The sequence below is a fragment of the Actinoplanes derwentensis genome, from assembly GCF_900104725.1.
GTDB lineage: Bacteria > Actinomycetota > Actinomycetes > Mycobacteriales > Micromonosporaceae > Actinoplanes > Actinoplanes derwentensis.
The window spans coordinates 758,821-775,243 of record NZ_LT629758.1; the positions used below are offsets into that span (position 1 = coordinate 758,821).

18 protein-coding genes and 1 pseudogene are annotated in these 16,423 nt (G+C 69.6%); 12 read left to right on the forward strand and 7 right to left on the reverse strand.

The genetic code is table 11. From position 1 onward, the window contains the following. Positions 1 to 14: 14 nt before the first annotated feature. The 5 genes from BLU81_RS03315 (at position 15) to BLU81_RS03335 (ending at position 5,879) form a co-directional block, all read left to right on the forward strand. Positions 15 to 482, forward strand: coding sequence for a MarR family winged helix-turn-helix transcriptional regulator (locus BLU81_RS03315; protein WP_231954091.1), 468 nt, complete (start codon positions 15 to 17; stop codon positions 480 to 482). A 197-nt stretch (positions 483 to 679) separates the two neighbouring features. After that, complete coding sequence (locus BLU81_RS03320) at positions 680 to 1,792, forward strand: RCC1 domain-containing protein (RefSeq protein ID WP_231954092.1); 1,113 nt, start codon at positions 680 to 682, stop codon at positions 1,790 to 1,792. Positions 1,793 to 1,909: 117 nt separating this feature from the next. After that, on the forward strand, positions 1,910 to 2,485 hold the full coding sequence (locus tag BLU81_RS03325; RefSeq protein WP_092541474.1) for a PadR family transcriptional regulator: 576 nt from the start codon (positions 1,910 to 1,912) through the stop codon (positions 2,483 to 2,485). After that, the gene (locus BLU81_RS03330) at positions 2,482 to 3,201 is read left to right on the forward strand and encodes an ABC transporter ATP-binding protein (RefSeq protein ID WP_092541476.1); all 720 of its coding nucleotides are present in this window, start codon (positions 2,482 to 2,484) and stop codon (positions 3,199 to 3,201) included. Before BLU81_RS03325 ends, BLU81_RS03330 begins: the two co-directional genes overlap by 4 nt. 2 nt (positions 3,202 to 3,203) lie before the next feature. After that, positions 3,204 to 5,879 carry an ABC transporter permease gene (locus BLU81_RS03335; protein ID WP_092541478.1) on the forward strand — a complete coding sequence of 892 codons (2,676 nt, stop codon included), beginning with the start codon at positions 3,204 to 3,206 and terminating at the stop codon, positions 5,877 to 5,879. Here BLU81_RS03335 and BLU81_RS03340 read toward each other — a convergent pair. Beyond that, positions 5,872 to 6,168, reverse strand: a complete 297-nt coding sequence (locus BLU81_RS03340) for a hypothetical protein (protein WP_092541480.1) — start codon at positions 6,166 to 6,168, stop codon at positions 5,872 to 5,874. The two genes, BLU81_RS03335 and BLU81_RS03340, sit on opposite strands and share 8 nt — an antisense overlap. 170 nt (positions 6,169 to 6,338) lie before the next feature. Here BLU81_RS03340 and BLU81_RS03345 point away from each other — a divergent pair, with 170 nt between their 5' ends. Continuing rightward, on the forward strand, positions 6,339 to 7,478 hold the full coding sequence (locus BLU81_RS03345) for an Ig-like domain-containing protein (RefSeq protein WP_157751160.1): 1,140 nt from the start codon (positions 6,339 to 6,341) through the stop codon (positions 7,476 to 7,478). 165 nt (positions 7,479 to 7,643) lie between these two features. Here the strand turns inward: BLU81_RS03345 and BLU81_RS03350 are convergent, their stop codons facing one another. Next, positions 7,644 to 8,801 carry a cytochrome P450 gene (locus BLU81_RS03350; RefSeq protein WP_092541484.1) on the reverse strand — a complete coding sequence of 386 codons (1,158 nt, stop codon included), beginning with the start codon at positions 8,799 to 8,801 and terminating at the stop codon, positions 7,644 to 7,646. Positions 8,802 to 8,991: 190 nt separating this feature from the next. On the opposite strand from BLU81_RS03350, the gene BLU81_RS03355 reads away from it, so the two are divergent. After that, positions 8,992 to 9,975 (forward strand): SEC-C domain-containing protein, encoded by a 984-nt coding sequence (locus BLU81_RS03355; RefSeq protein ID WP_092541486.1) that lies wholly within the window; start codon positions 8,992 to 8,994, stop codon positions 9,973 to 9,975. 69 nt (positions 9,976 to 10,044) lie between these two features. Here BLU81_RS03355 and BLU81_RS03360 read toward each other — a convergent pair whose 3' ends face one another. After that, positions 10,045 to 10,419, reverse strand: coding sequence for a hypothetical protein (locus BLU81_RS03360; protein ID WP_092541488.1), 375 nt, complete (start codon positions 10,417 to 10,419; stop codon positions 10,045 to 10,047). A 118-nt stretch (positions 10,420 to 10,537) separates the two neighbouring features. After that, a complete protein-coding gene (locus BLU81_RS03365; protein WP_157751162.1) occupies positions 10,538 to 11,074 on the reverse strand; it encodes a hypothetical protein in 537 nt (178 codons plus the stop codon). 271 nt (positions 11,075 to 11,345) lie between these two features. Between BLU81_RS03365 and BLU81_RS03370 the strand changes: the two genes are divergently transcribed. The 4 genes and pseudogenes from BLU81_RS03370 to BLU81_RS50230 all read left to right on the forward strand — a co-directional run bounded on the left by BLU81_RS03370 (position 11,346) and on the right by BLU81_RS50230 (position 13,027). Then, complete coding sequence (locus BLU81_RS03370) at positions 11,346 to 11,747, forward strand: hypothetical protein (RefSeq protein WP_231954093.1); 402 nt, start codon at positions 11,346 to 11,348, stop codon at positions 11,745 to 11,747. Positions 11,748 to 11,884: 137 nt separating this feature from the next. Next, positions 11,885 to 12,127: a hypothetical protein gene (locus BLU81_RS50220; protein WP_231954094.1), complete on the forward strand. Its 243-nt coding sequence runs from the start codon at positions 11,885 to 11,887 to the stop codon at positions 12,125 to 12,127. Position 12,128: 1 nt separating this feature from the next. Then, positions 12,129 to 12,631: pseudogene (locus BLU81_RS50225) on the forward strand (diguanylate cyclase domain-containing protein). 51 nt (positions 12,632 to 12,682) lie between these two features. After that, complete coding sequence (locus BLU81_RS50230) at positions 12,683 to 13,027, forward strand: EAL domain-containing protein (protein WP_231954095.1); 345 nt, start codon at positions 12,683 to 12,685, stop codon at positions 13,025 to 13,027. Between the two features lie 61 nt (positions 13,028 to 13,088). Here BLU81_RS50230 and BLU81_RS03380 read toward each other — a convergent pair whose 3' ends face one another. Continuing rightward, positions 13,089 to 13,955: a hypothetical protein gene (locus BLU81_RS03380; RefSeq protein ID WP_231954096.1), complete on the reverse strand. Its 867-nt coding sequence runs from the start codon at positions 13,953 to 13,955 to the stop codon at positions 13,089 to 13,091. A gap of 156 nt (positions 13,956 to 14,111) precedes the next feature. Then, a complete protein-coding gene (locus BLU81_RS03385) occupies positions 14,112 to 14,429 on the reverse strand; it encodes a hypothetical protein (protein ID WP_092541497.1) in 318 nt (105 codons plus the stop codon). 265 nt (positions 14,430 to 14,694) lie between these two features. On the opposite strand from BLU81_RS03385, the gene BLU81_RS03390 reads away from it, so the two are divergent. Then, positions 14,695 to 15,636 (forward strand): alpha/beta hydrolase, encoded by a 942-nt coding sequence (locus tag BLU81_RS03390; protein WP_092541499.1) that lies wholly within the window; start codon positions 14,695 to 14,697, stop codon positions 15,634 to 15,636. Here the strand turns inward: BLU81_RS03390 and BLU81_RS03395 are convergent. After that, positions 15,624 to 16,349: an alpha/beta fold hydrolase gene (locus tag BLU81_RS03395; protein WP_092541501.1), complete on the reverse strand. Its 726-nt coding sequence runs from the start codon at positions 16,347 to 16,349 to the stop codon at positions 15,624 to 15,626. The genes BLU81_RS03390 and BLU81_RS03395 overlap by 13 nt on opposite strands. Positions 16,350 to 16,423 lie beyond the last annotated feature (74 nt).

Genomic DNA, 16,423 nt, shown 5'->3' on the forward strand with positions numbered 1-16,423 from the left:
GAGAGTGGTGCAGGGTGCAGGAGCAGCACGAACTCGGCCCGGCCGAGATGGCGACCTGGTCCTCCCTGATGGCTGTGGTGCTCTGGCTGCCCGGCGCTCTCGACGGCGCCCTGAAGACGCAGGGCTTGAGTCACCACGAGTTCCAGATCCTCTGGTGGTTGTCACTGAGTGAAACCGGCACCTGCACCATGGGCGATCTGGCCGGCAACGCGAGTGTCACCCCCTCGCACCTGTCCCGCATCGCCGCCCGCCTGGAGTCCCGGGGTTGGATCGTCCGCCGCCCGGACCCGTCCGACGCCCGTTTCACACTCGCCTCACTCACCGAGGAGGGCGGCCGGAAGGTCGCCGAATGCACTCCCGGTTACTACGCTACGGTGCGTGAGCATCTCTTCAGCCGGTTGAGCCCGGATCAGGCGCAGCAACTCGGTGTGATCACCGGGCAGATCCTGCACTCGCTCAATCCGGCGTGCGGCCCGCGCTGACGGTTCAGGGGTCACGTCGAACCACGTCCGGCGAAGGTTCGCGGACGACACTCTGATGTAACGACTCTGTTCAATCTCTGATGTCGGTGGTATTAACTTTATAAACCGCATTGGGAGCGCTCCCAGGGAAGCAGGGGTGGCACATGTTTCGAGTCGGCTGGCGTCGTGCGTGGCGAACCGGGATCGCACTGGCAGCGATGATCACCGGAACTGTGGTGATCGCGGCCACCGGAGCGCCTGGTCCGGCGTTCGCGGCCGCCGGGTCGGCGGCCACCGTCGCGACCGGGTATTCGCACACCTGCGCGATCCCGGCCGGTGGATCGCTGTGGTGCTGGGGTGGCAACGGCCGCGGCCAGGTCGGCGACGGCACCACCACGGCCAGGATCGCGCCGGTACGAGTCGGCACCGCCACCGACTGGACCGCCCTGGAAGCCGGCACCTCGTACACCTGTGGTCTCCGCACCGGCGGTGGCCTGTGGTGCTGGGGCGCCAACACCCGTGGGCAGCTCGGCGACGGCACCACCACGCATCGCTCGGCCCCGGTCCGTGTCGGCACCGGGACCTGGACCACGGTCAGCGCCAACGACGGCCACACCTGTGCCGTCCGCACCGACGGCACTCTGTGGTGCTGGGGTCTCAACCGGTTCGGCCAGCTCGGCACCACTCCCGACGTCGTCTACCAGACCGCGGTCCCGGTCCAGGTCGGCACGGTCAACACCTGGAAGAGCGTCACCACCGGGTACGCCCACACCTGCGCCACCCGCACCGACAACACCCTGTGGTGCTGGGGCGACAGCACGAGCGGCCAGCTCGGTCTCGGCATCCTCAGTTACCGCACCGCTCCCGAGCAGGTCGGCACCGCCGCCTGGGCGAGCGTGACCGCCGGGTACACGTTCACCTGCGGCACCCGCACCGACGGCACGCTGTGGTGCTGGGGCGAGAACGGTTACGGCCAGCTCGGCCAGGCCGGCATCTACCAGACCACTCCCGTCCAGGCCGGCACCGCGACCACCTGGACCAGGGTCGCCGCCGGTGACAACACGGCGTGCGCCGCCCGTACCGACGGCAGCCTGTGGTGCTGGGGCAACAACATGGCCGGTCAGGTCGGCGACGGCACCACGGTCAACCGTTACGCCCCGACTCGGGTCGGCGCCGCCACCACGTGGACCGCCGACTTCGCCTTGAGTTACCACAGCTGCGGTACCCGTACCGACGGCTCGGTCTGGTGTTGGGGTAACAACGCCTCCAGCCAGCTGGGCGACGGCACCACCACCGACCGCCCCACCCCGGCCGCGGTCACCATCGCCTGACCCCTCCGCGAGACCGTTGCGGTGTGGTGACTCGGGGTGCGATTCGCACCCCGAGTCACCACACGATTCGGAGCGCGAGGTTGCGGGGCGCATACTCGGTATGCATACTCCGTATCCATGTCCATTCGCAATAGTCTGCTGGCTCTCCTCGAGCGCGGCCCGATGCACGGCTATCAGTTGCGGGCCGCGTTCGAGGCGAGTGTCGGCGGCACCTGGTCGCTGAACATCGGGCAGGTCTACACCACCCTGTCCCGGCTCGAACGCGACGACTTGGTGGCCGCACTGCCGGAGAACGACGAAGGGCAGCGGCCGTACGAGATCACCGCCGCCGGCCGGGCCGAGCTGACCCGATGGTTCGCCACCCCGATCGAGCGCAGCGACCGGCCCCGTGACGAACTGGCGATCAAACTGGCCCTCGCGATGACCACCCCCGGCGTCGACCTGACCGCGGTCGTGCAGACCCAGCGGGTGGCGGGGATCCGGGCACTCCAGGAGTACACCCGGCTCAAAGCGCGCGGCGGCGGCGACCCCGGGGATCCGTCCTGGCTACTCGTACTGGAAGCAATGATCTTCCAAGGTGAGGCGGAGATCCGCTGGCTGGACTTCTGCGAGGCGACGATCCTGCGGAAACGCGCGGCACCCGTGGTTCGCGCCGACGTGCCGGCCGACCGGCACGCGGAGGCCGGCGCGTGACGGCCGTGCTGGAGTTCCGCGACGTCCACCGGACCCACGGCGACGGTGAGGCGACCGTGCACGCCCTGCGCGGTGTCACCCTGACCGTCCGGCCCGGCGAACTGGTCGCCGTGATGGGACCGTCCGGATCCGGCAAGTCGACCCTGCTCAACCTGGCCGGCGGCCTCGACCGGCCGAGTGCCGGGGACGTGCTCGTCGACGGGACCGACCTGGAGAAGCTGTCGCACCGGAAGCTGTCCGAGGTGCGCCGCCGGACCGTCGGCTACGTCTTCCAGGACTTCAACCTGCTGCCCAGCCTGACCGCGGTGGAGAACGTGGCCCTGCCCCTGGAACTCGACGGCCGGAGCATCCGCCAGGCCCGGCGCGCCGCCCTCGCCGCCCTCGGCGACGTCGGTCTCGGTGACCTGGCCCGCCGATTCCCGGACGAGATGTCCGGCGGCCAGCAGCAGCGGGTCGCGATCGCCCGCGCCCTGGTCGGCGACCGGCGCCTGGTACTGGCCGACGAACCGACCGGCGCCCTCGACTCGCAGACCGGCGAGCTGGTGCTGCGGGTGCTGCGCGACCGGGTGGACGCCGGAGCGGCCGGCCTGCTGGTCACCCACGAGGCCCGGCACGCCGGCTGGGCCGACCGGGTGATCTTCCTGCGGGACGGTTCCCTGATCGACACGTCCGGCCCGCTCGGCTCGGTCACGGATCTGCTGGAGCCGACGTCGTGAGGATGCCGTTTCTCGGTTCGTGGCGGACGGCGCTGCGTGTCGCCCGGCGCGAGATGACCCGTACCAAAGGTCGGTCTGCCCTGGTCATCGCCATGATCGCGGTGCCGGTGTGCGGGCTCGGCTACACCGCCGCCTCCTACGACATGTTCACCCTGACGGGCCAGGAGAAGGCCACCCGGATCCTGGGGCAGGCCGACGCGATCGTGTGGCCGCTGATGCCCGACCCGATCGTGCAGGACGCGCCCGGTGACAACTGGCGGCTGGCGGAGAACGAGGAGCAATCCGCGCCCTTCTCCGCCCTGACCGAGCAGCAGGTGCTGGCCCTGCTCCCGGACGGGACCAGGGTCGTGCCGATCCACCAGACCTCCCTCGATCTGCTGACCGCGACCGGTGGCCTGGTCGACGCCGAGATCTCCGAGTTGGACCTGACCGACCCGATCCATCGGGGCGCGGCCGAAATCGTGGACGGCCGGGCACCCGCGGCACCGGGCGAGGTGGCGATGTCGCGGGCTGCGCGGGAACGGTTCGGCGACACCGTCCGCACCCCGGACGGCAGCCGCACCTGGACTCGCGTCGGCACCGTGGAGGTCCCGGCGGACCTGGGCGAAGTGCTGATGGTCGGCCCTGGAGGCTTGCCCGAGTCGTCGGGAATGCCATCCTGGCTGGCCGACACCCCGGACCCGGTCCTCTGGTCCGACGTACGGGAACTCAACCGTTCCGGAATCATGGTCACCTCGCGGGCCGTACTGCTCGATCCGCCTGACCCGGTCGAGGTGCCCCTCCAGTCGTTCGATTCGGCGGCGCTGTCCCTCGTACCCGTGGTGGTCGGTCTGGCGATTCTGGAGATCGTGCTGCTGGCCGGTCCGGCCTTCGCCGTCGGCGCGCGGCGGCGGCAGCGCTCGCTCGCACTGGTCGCCGCCAACGGCGGTACCCGGTCCCACCTGCGGCGCATCGTGCTCGCCGACGGTGTCCTGCTCGGTCTGGCCGGCGCGGCCATCGGACTGGTGTTCGCCGTGATCCTCGCCGTTCTGGCCCGTCCGTTCGCCGAGGAACTACTGGTAGGGGCGCGGGCCGGGGGCTACCGGTTCGATCCGCCGACGCTCGCCGGCATCGTCGTCCTGGCGATGGTCACCGGGCTGCTGGCGGCGTCCGTCCCGGCGTTCACCGCCGCCCGCGCCGACGTGGTGACCGCGCTGACCGGCCGCCGTGGGGTGATCCGGTCCCGGCGCCGCTGGGTGGTGACCGGCCTGGCGCTGGCCGCGGGTGGCGTCGCGATCACCGTCACCGGAGTGCGGCGGGTGGACGTACGGATGATCGTCGCAGGGCTGGCCGTCGTCCAGATCGGCCTGGTGCTGTGCACGCCCGCCCTGGTCGGGCTGGTCGCGAAACTCGGCGGGCTGCTGCCGCCGGCACCCCGGATCGCGCTGCGCGACACCGCCCGCAACCGTGCCTCGTCGGCTCCGGCGGTCGCCGCGGTGATGGCCGCCGTCGCCGGAACCGTCACCATCGGCGTCTACCTGACCAGCGCCGACGACAAGGCTCGACAGGACTACCAGCAACTGTTGCCGATGGGCTATGTCGCCGCCAACTACGGGCTCGGCAGTGACAGTTACACCGCCCGGACCCCGGAGCTGGTCCGGGCTGCCCTTGGCGAGGCGCTGCCCGGCGCGGCTCTGACCGAGATCTCCGCGACGGTCTGCCGCTACGACCGCACCTCCACCGGCTGCCAGCTCGTCCCGGTCCGCACCGCCGCGCAGACCTGCCCCGGCGAGGAGAATCCCCCGGCCACCCCGGCCGAGGTCGACGCGATGGCCGCGGATCCGCGGTGCGCCGGATCCCACATCAGTCAGGGTCTCGCCTATTCGCTCTTCCTCTCGATGGTCGGTGACCGGGACACCGTCGCCGCGCTGACCGGTGCGTCCGGCTCTGTCCTGGACGAGGCCGCGGCCGTGTTGGACCGCGGTGGCGTGGTGGTCAAGGACCCGTACCTGATCGACGACGGGATGGTCACCATCGCCGTCAGCGATCCGGAACAGACCACGTCACGGACCTTCACCGCCCCCGGCTTCCTGCTCGACGACGCCGTCTATCCCGGCGGTCCCGTCATGTCGCGGGCAGCGGCCGAGAAGGCCGGTTTCGACGTGGCGGCGATCGGGCTGGTCGCCGCGACCACCGCCCCGCCATCGACCGGAACCATCGACGGCCTGAACGCGGCCCTGTCCGCCGCGGGCAGCCGCAGCCCGGTGGTGGAGGCCGGCCCGACCGTTGAGGAAGGCCCGATGCTGTACCTGCTCGCTGCCGCGTCCGCCCTGATCACCCTGGGTGCGGCCGCTGTGGCGACCGGGCTGGCGGCGGCCGACGGCCGGGCCGACCTGTCGACGCTCGCCGCGGTCGGGGCATCACCCGGGATCCGGCGGTTGTTGTCGATCAGCCAGTCGGGGGTGATCGCCGGCTTGGGGTCGTTGCTGGGCATCCTGGCCGGTGTCGGTTCGGGATTCGCGGTTCTGACGGCGACTAACCTGAGCCGCACGACCGAGTGGCCGGCCCCGACCCCGTACCCGCTGTCCGTACCGTGGCTGAATCTGCTCTTGATCTTGATGGTTCCGCTGGTGGCGATGCTCGGCGCGGGTCTGCTGACCCGGGCCCGCCTCCCGATCGAACGGCGTCGCCCTACTTGAGGGTGAGCAACGTCAGCGCGAGTCTGGCCACACCGGTCAGCTCGGTGCGGCCCGCTCCGAGTTCGGAGCGGGCCGACAGCCCCTGCCGGAGCGTCTGAACGAACTCCGCGAGCACCACCGGATCCGTCGTCGCCGGCAGGTCGCCTTCCCGAACCGCGCGCTCGACACGGGCTCGGAGTCGCGCCTCGTCGGAGAGTTGCAGATCGGCGGCGTACGACCGGACGTCCAGGGTGGTGGGACGCGTCCGCCATGACCGCGCTCCGCGACAGTGCACGAACTCGGCCGGCAAGGTCGCTCCGGCGCACCTGGAAGCCTCCGACCAGCTCGCGGCCCTCGTGAACCGGCTCCGGAAGTCCCCCGGTCTCGGTGGCGAAGCCGCCGTGGCGTCCTGATCTGCGCACGCGGACATCGAGATCAACGACTATGCTGGCCGCGTTTGTTGATCAACGGGGGAGTCTCATGCGTGCAATCCTGGTGCCCGGCGTCCTGGCCGGTGTCATTCTCTCTACCGTCGCCTCTCCTGTTCAAGCTGCTCAGATTCCCTGGTGGGATGCCATCAGCGCACCAGGCGAGTACAGCACTGTGCACGGTGTCACCCCGGTCACGTTCGCCGCGGATCCGGACCTGGCGGCGGTGCAGCTCGACGGTGGACCGGTGACGGCCCTCGACGGTGACGGACCGTGGACGACGACCGTCGATCTGTCACGGCGGCCGTCCGGGTCGCAGAGTTTCACTGTCTGGTTGACCTATCGCGACGGTAGTCGCGCGGTGGTTTCCTGGACCGTCGTCGTCGACAACGACCGTCCGGTCATTCAGGACGGAACGAAGCAGCTGCTTTTCAACAGCGACGTCTCCTTCGAACCGACGGTCAGCGACACCAGTGACCGGGTCCGTGTCGACCTGCTGGTCGACGGGAAGGTCGAGGCTTCGGATCCGTACGCTCCGTACTATCTGCCTCTCGCCGTCTACGGGCGGCGCAACGGCAGTCACCGGCTCACGCTGCGGGCCACCGACCCGTTCGGCCAGAGCAGCGAGATCAACCGTACGGTCGTGGTCGACACGATCGGACCTTCGGTGACCGGGCTGACGCCGGCTCACCGGTCGTTCGTGCGTGGCACCTTCACCGTCAAGGCCACCAAGGTCAGCGATGCCTACGGAGTGGCGTACGCCGAGCTTTACGTCGACGGAAAGTTCAAAGGCCGGGACACCACCGCGCCGTACGGCGTGAAGGTCACCACCAAGGACGCGTCCTGGTACCGGTGGAACGTCGTCGACAAGGCCGGCAACATCACCAGCATCGAACGCCACATCTTCGTCGACACTCAGGCCCCCACGATCCGGAAGCTCAAGGCGCCGAAGAACAAGGCCCGCGTCTATGGCAAAGTGACCGTCACCCTGCAGCCCGAAGACGACTTCGGCACGGTGCCCCGTGCTGAGTTGCTGGTCAACGGCAAAGTCGTGGCCAAGGCGACGAAGTTCCCCTACCGCCTGACCGTCGACACGCGCCGCCAGAAGAAGACGATGAAGGTGCAGATCCGCGTCTACGACAAGGCCGGCAACACCACGACGACCAAGACCCGCATCTGGAAACGACGCTGAACCCGCGCCTGACCGAGCCATTGATGAGGCCGGAAACCTTGATCGAAGAAATACCGCGGTGGGCCGGGGCGAGCGGGCCCACCGCGTGCCGGTCACGTTAGGCCAGTGCGGTGATGAGCTGGGCTTTCGCGACCAGTTTGTGACCCTCTCGCGTCGACGGGAAAGTCACGACCAGCTGACCGGGACCTCCTCCAAGCCGCCGACCAGCAGCCCCTCGCGGCGGCGCAGTTCGTCGACCGGGACCGCCAGGGCCAGGGTGGGCAGACGGTCCAGCAGCACCGACAGCACGGTGCGCAACTCCACCCGGGCCAGGGACTGGCCGAGGCAGGCGTGGTAGCCGGCGCCGAACGTCAGGTGCGGGTTGGGGGAGCGGGTCAGGTCCATCTCGTCGGGTTCGGTGAAGACTCGCTCGTCCCGGTTGGCGGAGGGCATCGAGGACAACACCGTGGTGCCGGGTTCGACCACCGTGCCGGCGATCTCGACCTGTTCGGTGACCAGGCGGTGGGTGCCGAACCCGAGGTTCGCGTCGAAGCGCAGCACCTCCTCGACGGCGGTCGGCACCAGGTTCGGGTCGGCGAGCAGCTGTTCCCAGCGTTCGCGGCGGGCCAGCAGCATCGCGAGCATCTTGCCGATCATGTTGGCGGTGGTCTCGTGGCCGGCCACCAGCAGCGCCTGGCCGGTGAAGATCAGCTCTTCCTCGGACAGCCGGCCGTCCTCGCTGTCCACGACCGTGACCAGCTCGGAGAGCAGATCGTCGCCAGGGGCGGACCGCTTGCCTCGTACGTGGGCGCGCATGTAGTCCCACAGCTCGCGGCCGGACTGCTGCACCTCTTCGGCGGGGAACCGGGTCAGGTTGAGGAAACGGTCCGACCAGTGGGCGAATCGTTCCCGGTCGGTGGCCGGCACCCCGAGCAGGTCACAGATGACGTAGACCGGAAGCGGGAAGCCGAGCATCGTACGCAGATCGGCCGGAGACCCGCTTTTGATCATCTCGTCGGTCAGCTCGTGCGCGATCCGGGTGATGCCGGGCTCCAGCGCCGTCATCCGCCGGGCGGTGAACGACCGGGTCAGCAGCCGCCGCCAGCGCAGATGGGCGGCGTCGTCGGCGAGGAAGCCGCCCATCGTGCCGCCGCCCGCGGGGGTGTTCCGCACGAAGCGGCGGTCGGTGATCGTGGTGCGCACGTCGTCGTACCTGGTCAGCAGTAACGCCTCGCCGCCGGAGGCGGTCCGGACGTGTGCCACCGGGCACGTCGCACGTAGTTCCTGCCACTCCGAGGGCGGGTCGACCGCGGTCGGGGGCGTGAACGGGTACTCGAGAACCATGTCGTCTCCCTGAGGTAAACGCCTGATTACTTAGTACCGTACGAGTAGGGCGTTCAGGTAGCAAGCGGTCAAAATGATCAGCGGGTGTCCGGCCGCTGACATCGAGATCGGTGGACGCCGCGGGAAAGACACGGGCTGAAGTGACATTGATCTACGGCTGGAATAGGGCGCGCCACAGTACCGTGACGGCGTGCCCACCAAAACAGACCTGACCAGTGCAGACCTCAGCGGGATCCGGCAGTCCGCCCTGGGTGCGGCCGATCCGCTGGGCGTGGCCGCCGAACTGGCCGCCGCGGCCGACGCCGGACACCTCGCCGACCCGCAGGACGCCGGATACGCTCTCGCTCTCGCCGCCGAGATCGCCGAGAGCCGGTCGAAACTCGACGCCGCGCTGCGCTACGCCGACCAGGCAGTCACCGCCTACGGCACGCGCGACGACAGCCCGGCCTCCTCGGCCCAGGCGCTGCGGGCCCGGATCCTGTTCCGGTCCGGCCGCGCCGACGACGCGCTGGCCGCGCTCGAGCCGCTGCGCCCGGCCCTGACGAAGTATTCGGACGCCGCCGCTTACGTCGGTGCCGCCCTCGCGGCCGGAGGAAAGAACCGGGTCGCCGAACAGTGGCTGACCGAAGCGGTCCGGGCCGTCCTCGACGAGCGCGCCGCCGCCGGCCAGAGCACCGACCCGGTCAGCGCCGACGACGCCGGACTGCTGTTCTTCCTGCTCCAGCAGCGGCACCGCACCCGGCACACCCTGGGCCTGTCGCACGACACCTACGACAACCTGGCGGACCGCCTCGAGACGCGGCTGGCCCGGACCCCGCCCGCCGGTGCGGACGACGACCTGCTCTTCTGGCCGGAGGCCGAGTTCGCCACGGTGGTCACCCGCTGGCCGGCGCTGACCGGGACCTACGGCGCGACCTGGGACGAGCACCGTGCCCGGCTGGAGCAGCGGCTCACCCGCCAGGGCGGCACCCCGTCCCTGCTGCCCGGCGTGGCCGACGACCTGGCCCGGTTCGCCGGTATCGGCGGTACTGCCGACGCGAACGCCCGCAACGGTTACGCCCGCAGCCTGGCCGCCGGCACCGGTCTGATCGCCTGGCCGCCGGCCCGCAACGACGCCTGCTGGTGCGGTTCCGGCGCCAAGTACAAGAAGTGCTGCTTGCCCCGCTCCCGGTGAGACGAAAAACCGAGGGCGCGTGACCGGTGTACGGTCACGCGCCCTCGGTTTTCGAGCCGGTCTACAGCTTTACAGCGGTCGATCGGTGGACGCGCCGAACTCGGTGGTCGGGGTCGTCGTGCGCGTCCGGGACGACGTGGTCGCCGGAGCCAGTGGCTTGGTGACCTCGGCCCGGGGCGTGGGAGCCGGAGTCGGCGGCGTCGTCGTCGCGGAGTAGGGGGCCGGGGTGGGGCGGGTGGACTCGGCCGCCGAGTGCAGCTTCGCGTTCACCTTGTCGGTGCCGGTTCCGATCAGGGCCTTCGCCTTCTCCTGCGCCTCCACGAACCGCGGGTGCGCGGCGGCCTTACGGGCGGACGCGGCGATGCTCTCGTACTTCTCGCGGCCTGCACGGCTGCCCAGCACGTAACCCACGGCGACACCGGCGGCGAGCTTGAGGATTCCCATGAACGGTCACTCCGATCCGTTGAACTTCTGATGGCTCACCGGCGATGAGTTGCCCAATCGGGCTCCGCCGAAACCGGTGTCAGCTCTCCGGGTGGCGATCCGGCCCCACAGTGGCACGTCACTCGCCCCCCTCGCCGCCCTCTCCGCCCGAGCTGTAGTCGCGATCGTGACCGGGTGACCGGAGCATGTGCACCGCCGACGGTTCCGCAAGTTCCACCCCATCGGCCTGCCGAGACGTCGGTGGCGTGTTGATGCCGGTGGCCGCCGAGGTCGCGACCCCGGCACCGCCGAACGTGATCAGGAACAGCGCGACGACCCAGCCGGTGCCGGCCACCGGCCCCACCGCGTTCAAGGTGACGAAGGCGGTCAGCCCGACCACGATCCCCAGTGCCAGCGCGAGCCACCGGAACTTCTTCGCCCGGCGGACCTCAGCTCGGTAGTTGTCCAGGAGGGCGGCGCTCGCCACCACGCAGTCCACGGATCCACCGCACGTGCCGCAGACGATCGGGACGGTGTCCTTGCCCTCGGCCGGCCGGTCCACCGCCAGCGGATGCAGTGCGAACCATCTCTCGACGTACTGCGGCGGTTCCTCCACTGCCTCTGGTCGCTTCTCCAGTAGGTGACCTAGCTGCCAGGCGGGCCGATTGTCGTCCATGGACGGATGGTAATTTTCGCGCGCGAGGATCGTGATCTTTGTTTACGGCTTCCGGCGGGGTGTTGTTCCGGGTGGTTAGGACATGTTCAGGTTTAACCCGGGAAAGCACTCCTGGCAGGGTTCGGGCCGGTTTCCGGGCAATATGGGAGCGTTTCCATCGTGTTGCGCGAAATTAGTTATTTAATATGGCGAAATATAGCAACAGTTTGTCGGGAGTCGATGGGGTTATTGCCTGCGCTGACCGTTTCCGAAGGTAACGAAGGAGATCAGCGTGACCCCCAAGAGAGTCGCAGCAACCGCATTCGCCATGACCCTCACCGGTACGGCCGCAGTGATCGGGCTGACCGCCACACCCGCCGCGGCCGCGGCCGAGCCGTGTGTGCAGAAGGTGGCGGTCGTCAACAACGGCGGCTTCGTGATCAACTTCCAGCTCACCACCCGTGACGGACAGGTCTCCGCGCCGACCGACGACTACCCGATCAACCAGTGGCGCCTGGTGGACCTGGTCTCCACCCCGTTCGCCGAGGGTGTCGACGTACGCCCGCTGGTGCATGCTGAGGCCGGCAACGACGTGCTGGGCAACGTCTTCGTCTCCTACTGCGCCAACGGCCAGACCGCGACCTACACCGCCAGCGGCACCACGCTCAACTACTCGGTCACCCTGCTGACCTGACAGCCGGAGTAAACGCCGGAACGGCCGGAGTAGACGCCGGACGAAATAGCGAATACGCCGGGCCCCGCTTCGACACACGAGGCGGGGCCCAACGGCTAAGTGGGACGGGTGGGTTGCCGATCGGGTGGGTGTGAACCGTGCGCTCGCGGACGAGCACCACGCCCCTGAGCGTCCCGTCGTCGATCGAGCGGGCCGGGCGGCCGTTGCTACAGTTCGTGAACTCGTTCTTCCCGGTGATCGACGTGGTGCTGATCGGGCTGGTCGCCCAGATGGCCCTGGCGGGCAGTTCCCGGCGTCCGTCGATGTGGCTGTTCACCGTCGGCGCGGTGATGCTGTTCAGCGGGGATCTGCTCTACAGCATCCGGGACGGCCACCCATGACGTGCTCACCGATCTGCCCAACCGGGAACTGCTCAGTGACACCATCGCGTCCTGGGGTGGGCAGGCCGACGCCGGTGGGCAGGAGATCAGTCTGCTCTTCATCGACCTGGACCGGTTCGAGATGATCAAAGATCACTGGGGTCACCAGGTCGGCGACGAGCTGTTGTGCGCTGTCGCGCGCGGCTCGGCTCCCACGTACGCAGCAGTGATCTGGTCTGCCGGATCGGTGGGGACGAGTTCGTGATCGCCCTCGCCAGCCCGTCGCACAGCATTCTCGCCGAGTCGGTGGCCGCCCGGATCCTGGCGCTGTTCGAGCGGCCGTTCGAGCTGTCGGTCGGTGGGGTGGTGATGTCCGCGTCGATCGGGCTGGCGAAAGCCGGCGGCAGCGCGGAGGCCCTGGAGCTGATCCGGGACGCCGACACCGCGATGTACAAGGCGAAAGGCAAGGGCCGCAACGCGTACGCCGTCTTCGACCCGGCGACCGGGAACTGCACATGTCGGTGAACGTGTCGGTCCGTCAGCTGCGCGACCGGGCGCTGGCCGGGGGTCCGCGACGTGCTCGCGAGCACGGGGCTGCCGCCGTCCGCGCTGTGGCTGGAGATCACCGAGCCGGGCGTGATGGAGGACCTCGAGACCGCTCTGGAGACCCTGAACGAACTGCACCGGATCGGCGTCGTGATGGCCGTCGACGACTTCGGCACCGGCTATTCGTCGCTGAGTTACCTCAACCGGCTGCCGGTCGGCATCGTCGAGCTCGACCGTTCGTTCGTCTCCGACGTCGGACAGCACGGGACCAACGAATCGATCGTACGGGCGGTGCTGGCGATGGCGGGCGCCCTCGGCCTGCGGGTGGTTGCCGAGGGGGCGGAGACCGAACTGCAGCGCGACTGGCTGCGGTAACAGGGCTGCGGCCTGGCTCAGGGCTGGTTGTTCGGCAAGCCGCTGCGGGCCGTGGAGACGGTCATCGGGCCGACTCGTACAAGCGGTGCATCGACCGGATCGCCGACCTGATCTCCTGCAGGTGGCGGCCGGGACTGAACGGTTCGCCCCGCATCCCCGGCGCGAGCCGATCCTGATCGAGGCCGACGGTCTCGACGTGACATCCGGCGATGCCGCTGAGGATCCGCACGGCGTCGCCATGCTGGAACGGCACGTAGATCGGCGTCGTCACGATGAGCACTGTCGAACCCGGCTGGACGCGCAACCGGTCGGCCCAGAACTCGTAGGTGTCGGCGGTGTTCGCCCGGTGCCCCGACGCCGGTGCCGCCAGCACATGCACCGGTGTCCGTCCAGCGGGCTCGTAGGTGTCGTGCCGCCACGACTCCGGCGCCGGTGGCCCCTCCGAACCGCGCCGGGTCGACGGCGTGGCCAGCCCGAAAGCCTCCCGGACACCCAGGTCCAGCGCGTCCACCTCGTAACGGTCCCCGTCGGCGCCCAGCCGCGCCAGCTCGGCCGGGTTCAGGGGCCGGAAACTCCCCAGCGCGGCGACCTCACCGACGGTGAGCCCACCGGCGATCACCAGGGCGGCGTACGCGGTGCGCTGCAGACACGCCGCGGTCAGCCCGCCGAGCACCAGCAGATGGTCGTAACCGTCCCGCGCCGGGGCTCGTGGCACCACCAGTCCGAGAGCCCGCGCCGAGTCCAAGACCAGTGCGTTCAGTTCGGGCGCCCCGTCCCAGTCGCGTGCCTCGAAACGCTCGGCGCCGTTCCGGAAGTCCCAGTGCAGCGCGGAGAACTCGTCGAGCCATTCGAGCAGCGGTCCGGTCGCGAGGTCCGGCAGCACCCCACCGAACGCAGCGACCAGCGCCCGCATCGGCGCCGAGGTCACCCAGCGATGAATACCTGCCGAATCGGACGGAACCTCACACATCGCAGCAGACTACGGGGTCAGTTCGGCGCGCTCTCGGGGCGGTCGGGGAGCAGGAGCAGGGCGATCATGTGCCGGCGGATGTGACACCGGGGCCCGGGTCACCTCCGCCGGGGATCAGTAGAGCGACGAGAACTCGAATCCGAGCGCGGTCAGGACCGTAGTCAGGACCAGGGCGATGCCCATCGCGGTGGCGATGAAGACCGTCAAGCCGACCATGATCGCGGTGGTGGCCCCGCCGACGCCGAGCAGATCCTCGCGCAGGATCTTGCCGCGGTCGACATGGGTCCATTCGATCGGCGGGAGTACCGAGCGTCCCGCCGTGGTCGGCGAAGCCACCCCCGAGGTCGCCTCGTCACGTTTCGTACCGACGCGGAAACCGTTCGACGAGTCGTTCTGTCCGGAATCCTGGACCGGTGTAGTCGCCTGCACCATGATGTCGCCTCCTTGGCCACAGCCAGCGCGATATTTGTCCTTCTCATCGGCCGCCGAACGCCGTCGATGAGGAGAAAGCCGGATGGTGAAAGTGGCGCCCGCACCGGGTGGGCCCGCCAAGCCCTGGTTGTCTCGTCTTCCCGAGCCCCTGACGACCGCGTTCTGCTCGCCGGAGCGGGACGGAAACCATCGAGCTGATTTGAACCGGACGCCCTTCGTGTCGTCTCAGTACTGAAGGGTTTCGATCGACAGGTTTGAGGCGGCGATGGGTAAGCGATGGATTCTGGTGGCGTCACTGGTGACGCCGGTCGTTCTGGCGGTGGCCGCGGTCTACGCGTGGCCGCTGGGGGAGGAGCGGCTGCAGGCGACCGCCCCGGTGGTGCTGGACTTCGCGGCGGCCACCGCCCAGGCTGAGCGGGTGGCCGCCGCGGACGTCGCGGATCCGCGGGTGCTGCCGCAGTGCCGGACGATCGTGCGGACCCACGGTGCCCGCGCGGCCCGGGCGGTTCTGCTCCTGCACGGCTACACCGACTGCACGAAGCAGATGGACGGTCTCGCCGACCACCTGTTCGAACAGGGCTACAACGTGTACGCCCCACGCGCGCCGCGGCACGGATTCGTGCTGGGCGAAGCCGATCCGGGGCTGTCCGCGACCGAACTCGTCGAGTACGCCGACCAGTCGATGAACATCGCGGCCGGCCTGGGTGAGGAGTCCGGGGTGATCGGCATCTCCGGCGGTGGGGTGCTGGCGACCTGGCTCGCGGAGCACCGCCCGGACACGGTCGCCCGGCTGCTGGTGTTGTCGCCGTTCTACCGGCCGTCGGCGAGCCAGGCCCCGTCCTTGGCGATCAAGCCGCTCACGGTGCTGTTCGGGCACCGGCTGCTCCCGGACCGGACCGTGTCCGGCACCGGGCAGACGTTGTCCGGCCTGGCCCAGTACCTCCGGATCACCGGGAACATCGACGACGAAGCGGTCAACGAGAGGCTGCGCACGGTCGCGGTGGTGGTGTCCGACGGCGACGACCAGATCGACCGCGAGGTCGCCGTGCGCATGCCCGCCCGGCTGGCCGAGGCCAACGGGGTCACCCTCGGTGAACAGGTGCTGGACGCCAGCATCGGGCACGACGTGGTGGAGGCCACCGCACCGGGGGTAGCCGGCCGGACCGGTGAGCTGTACGCCGCGTACCAGAGCCTTTACGAAAACTGAAAGTGTTCCGTCAGCAGGGCGGCCACCTCGGCCGGGCGTTCCAGGACGGTCCAGTGGTTGCAGTCGAGTTCGGCGACCCGGGTGGCGCGGGTCAGTTCACCGAGTTCCCGGCCGAACTCGGCCGGTACCGCCGGGTCGCGGGTGCCCCAGAAGACCAGGGCGGGACTGGTCAGACCGGCCAGCCCCGGTTCCCAGTCGGCGCCGACGGTGACCGCGGACCGGTACAGGCGCAGGATGCTGTCGCGCATCACCGGGTCCATCCGGGCGACCGCCTCGCGGGCGAGGTCCGCCGGGACGTCGAAGCCGTCGTGCAGCGTCCCGGCGAACGCGGCCTCGTCGAGCGTGGCCATGAACTGGTCGCCGACGATCGGATCCTGCCAGATCTTCGCGACGGTGTGCCAGTCGTAGCGGGCGCTGATCGGGCCGTTGCCGCCGGCCCAGGTCCGGACCAGATCCGGCCGCAGCGACGCGACCCGGGCGGTGAGCATGCAACCCCAGCCGTGCCCGACCAGGTCGACCGGTTCGCCGAGCGCTTCGATGCGTTCGGTGAGCCACCGTACGTACTCCTCCTTGGTGCTCGTGAAGTTGTCGGGTCTCGGCGAGCCGAAGCCGGGCAGGTCCCAGGCCAGGACGTCGGTGCGGCGCAGGTGCCGCAGAACTCCGGCCCACAGCCGGTGTGTGTCGGGGACGCCGTGAATCAGAACGACGGGCATCGTCGTGCTCCTCTCCGTCAACAGGTACAACGAGGCAGCGATCTTGCGGTTCGCCGGGCCGGGCGGTGCGTGGT

Excerpts from the sequence above, each read along its gene's own strand:
- BLU81_RS03345 (WP_157751160.1), top strand. The coding sequence starts at position 6,339 with ATGCGTGCAATCCTGGTGCCCGGCGTCCTGGCCGGTGTCATTCTCTCT.
- BLU81_RS03325 (WP_092541474.1), top strand. The coding sequence starts at position 1,910 with ATGTCCATTCGCAATAGTCTGCTGGCTCTCCTCGAGCGCGGCCCGATG.
- BLU81_RS03390 (WP_092541499.1), top strand. The coding sequence starts at position 14,695 with ATGGGTAAGCGATGGATTCTGGTGGCGTCACTGGTGACGCCGGTCGTT.
- BLU81_RS03320 (WP_231954092.1), top strand. The coding sequence starts at position 680 with ATGATCACCGGAACTGTGGTGATCGCGGCCACCGGAGCGCCTGGTCCG.
- BLU81_RS03350 (WP_092541484.1), bottom strand. The coding sequence starts at position 8,801 with ATGGTTCTCGAGTACCCGTTCACGCCCCCGACCGCGGTCGACCCGCCC.
- BLU81_RS03385 (WP_092541497.1), bottom strand. The coding sequence starts at position 14,429 with ATGGTGCAGGCGACTACACCGGTCCAGGATTCCGGACAGAACGACTCG.
- BLU81_RS03335 (WP_092541478.1), top strand. The coding sequence starts at position 3,204 with ATGCCGTTTCTCGGTTCGTGGCGGACGGCGCTGCGTGTCGCCCGGCGC.
- BLU81_RS03395 (WP_092541501.1), bottom strand. The coding sequence starts at position 16,349 with ATGCCCGTCGTTCTGATTCACGGCGTCCCCGACACACACCGGCTGTGG.
- BLU81_RS03365 (WP_157751162.1), bottom strand. The coding sequence starts at position 11,074 with ATGGACGACAATCGGCCCGCCTGGCAGCTAGGTCACCTACTGGAGAAG.
- BLU81_RS03360 (WP_092541488.1), bottom strand. The coding sequence starts at position 10,419 with ATGGGAATCCTCAAGCTCGCCGCCGGTGTCGCCGTGGGTTACGTGCTG.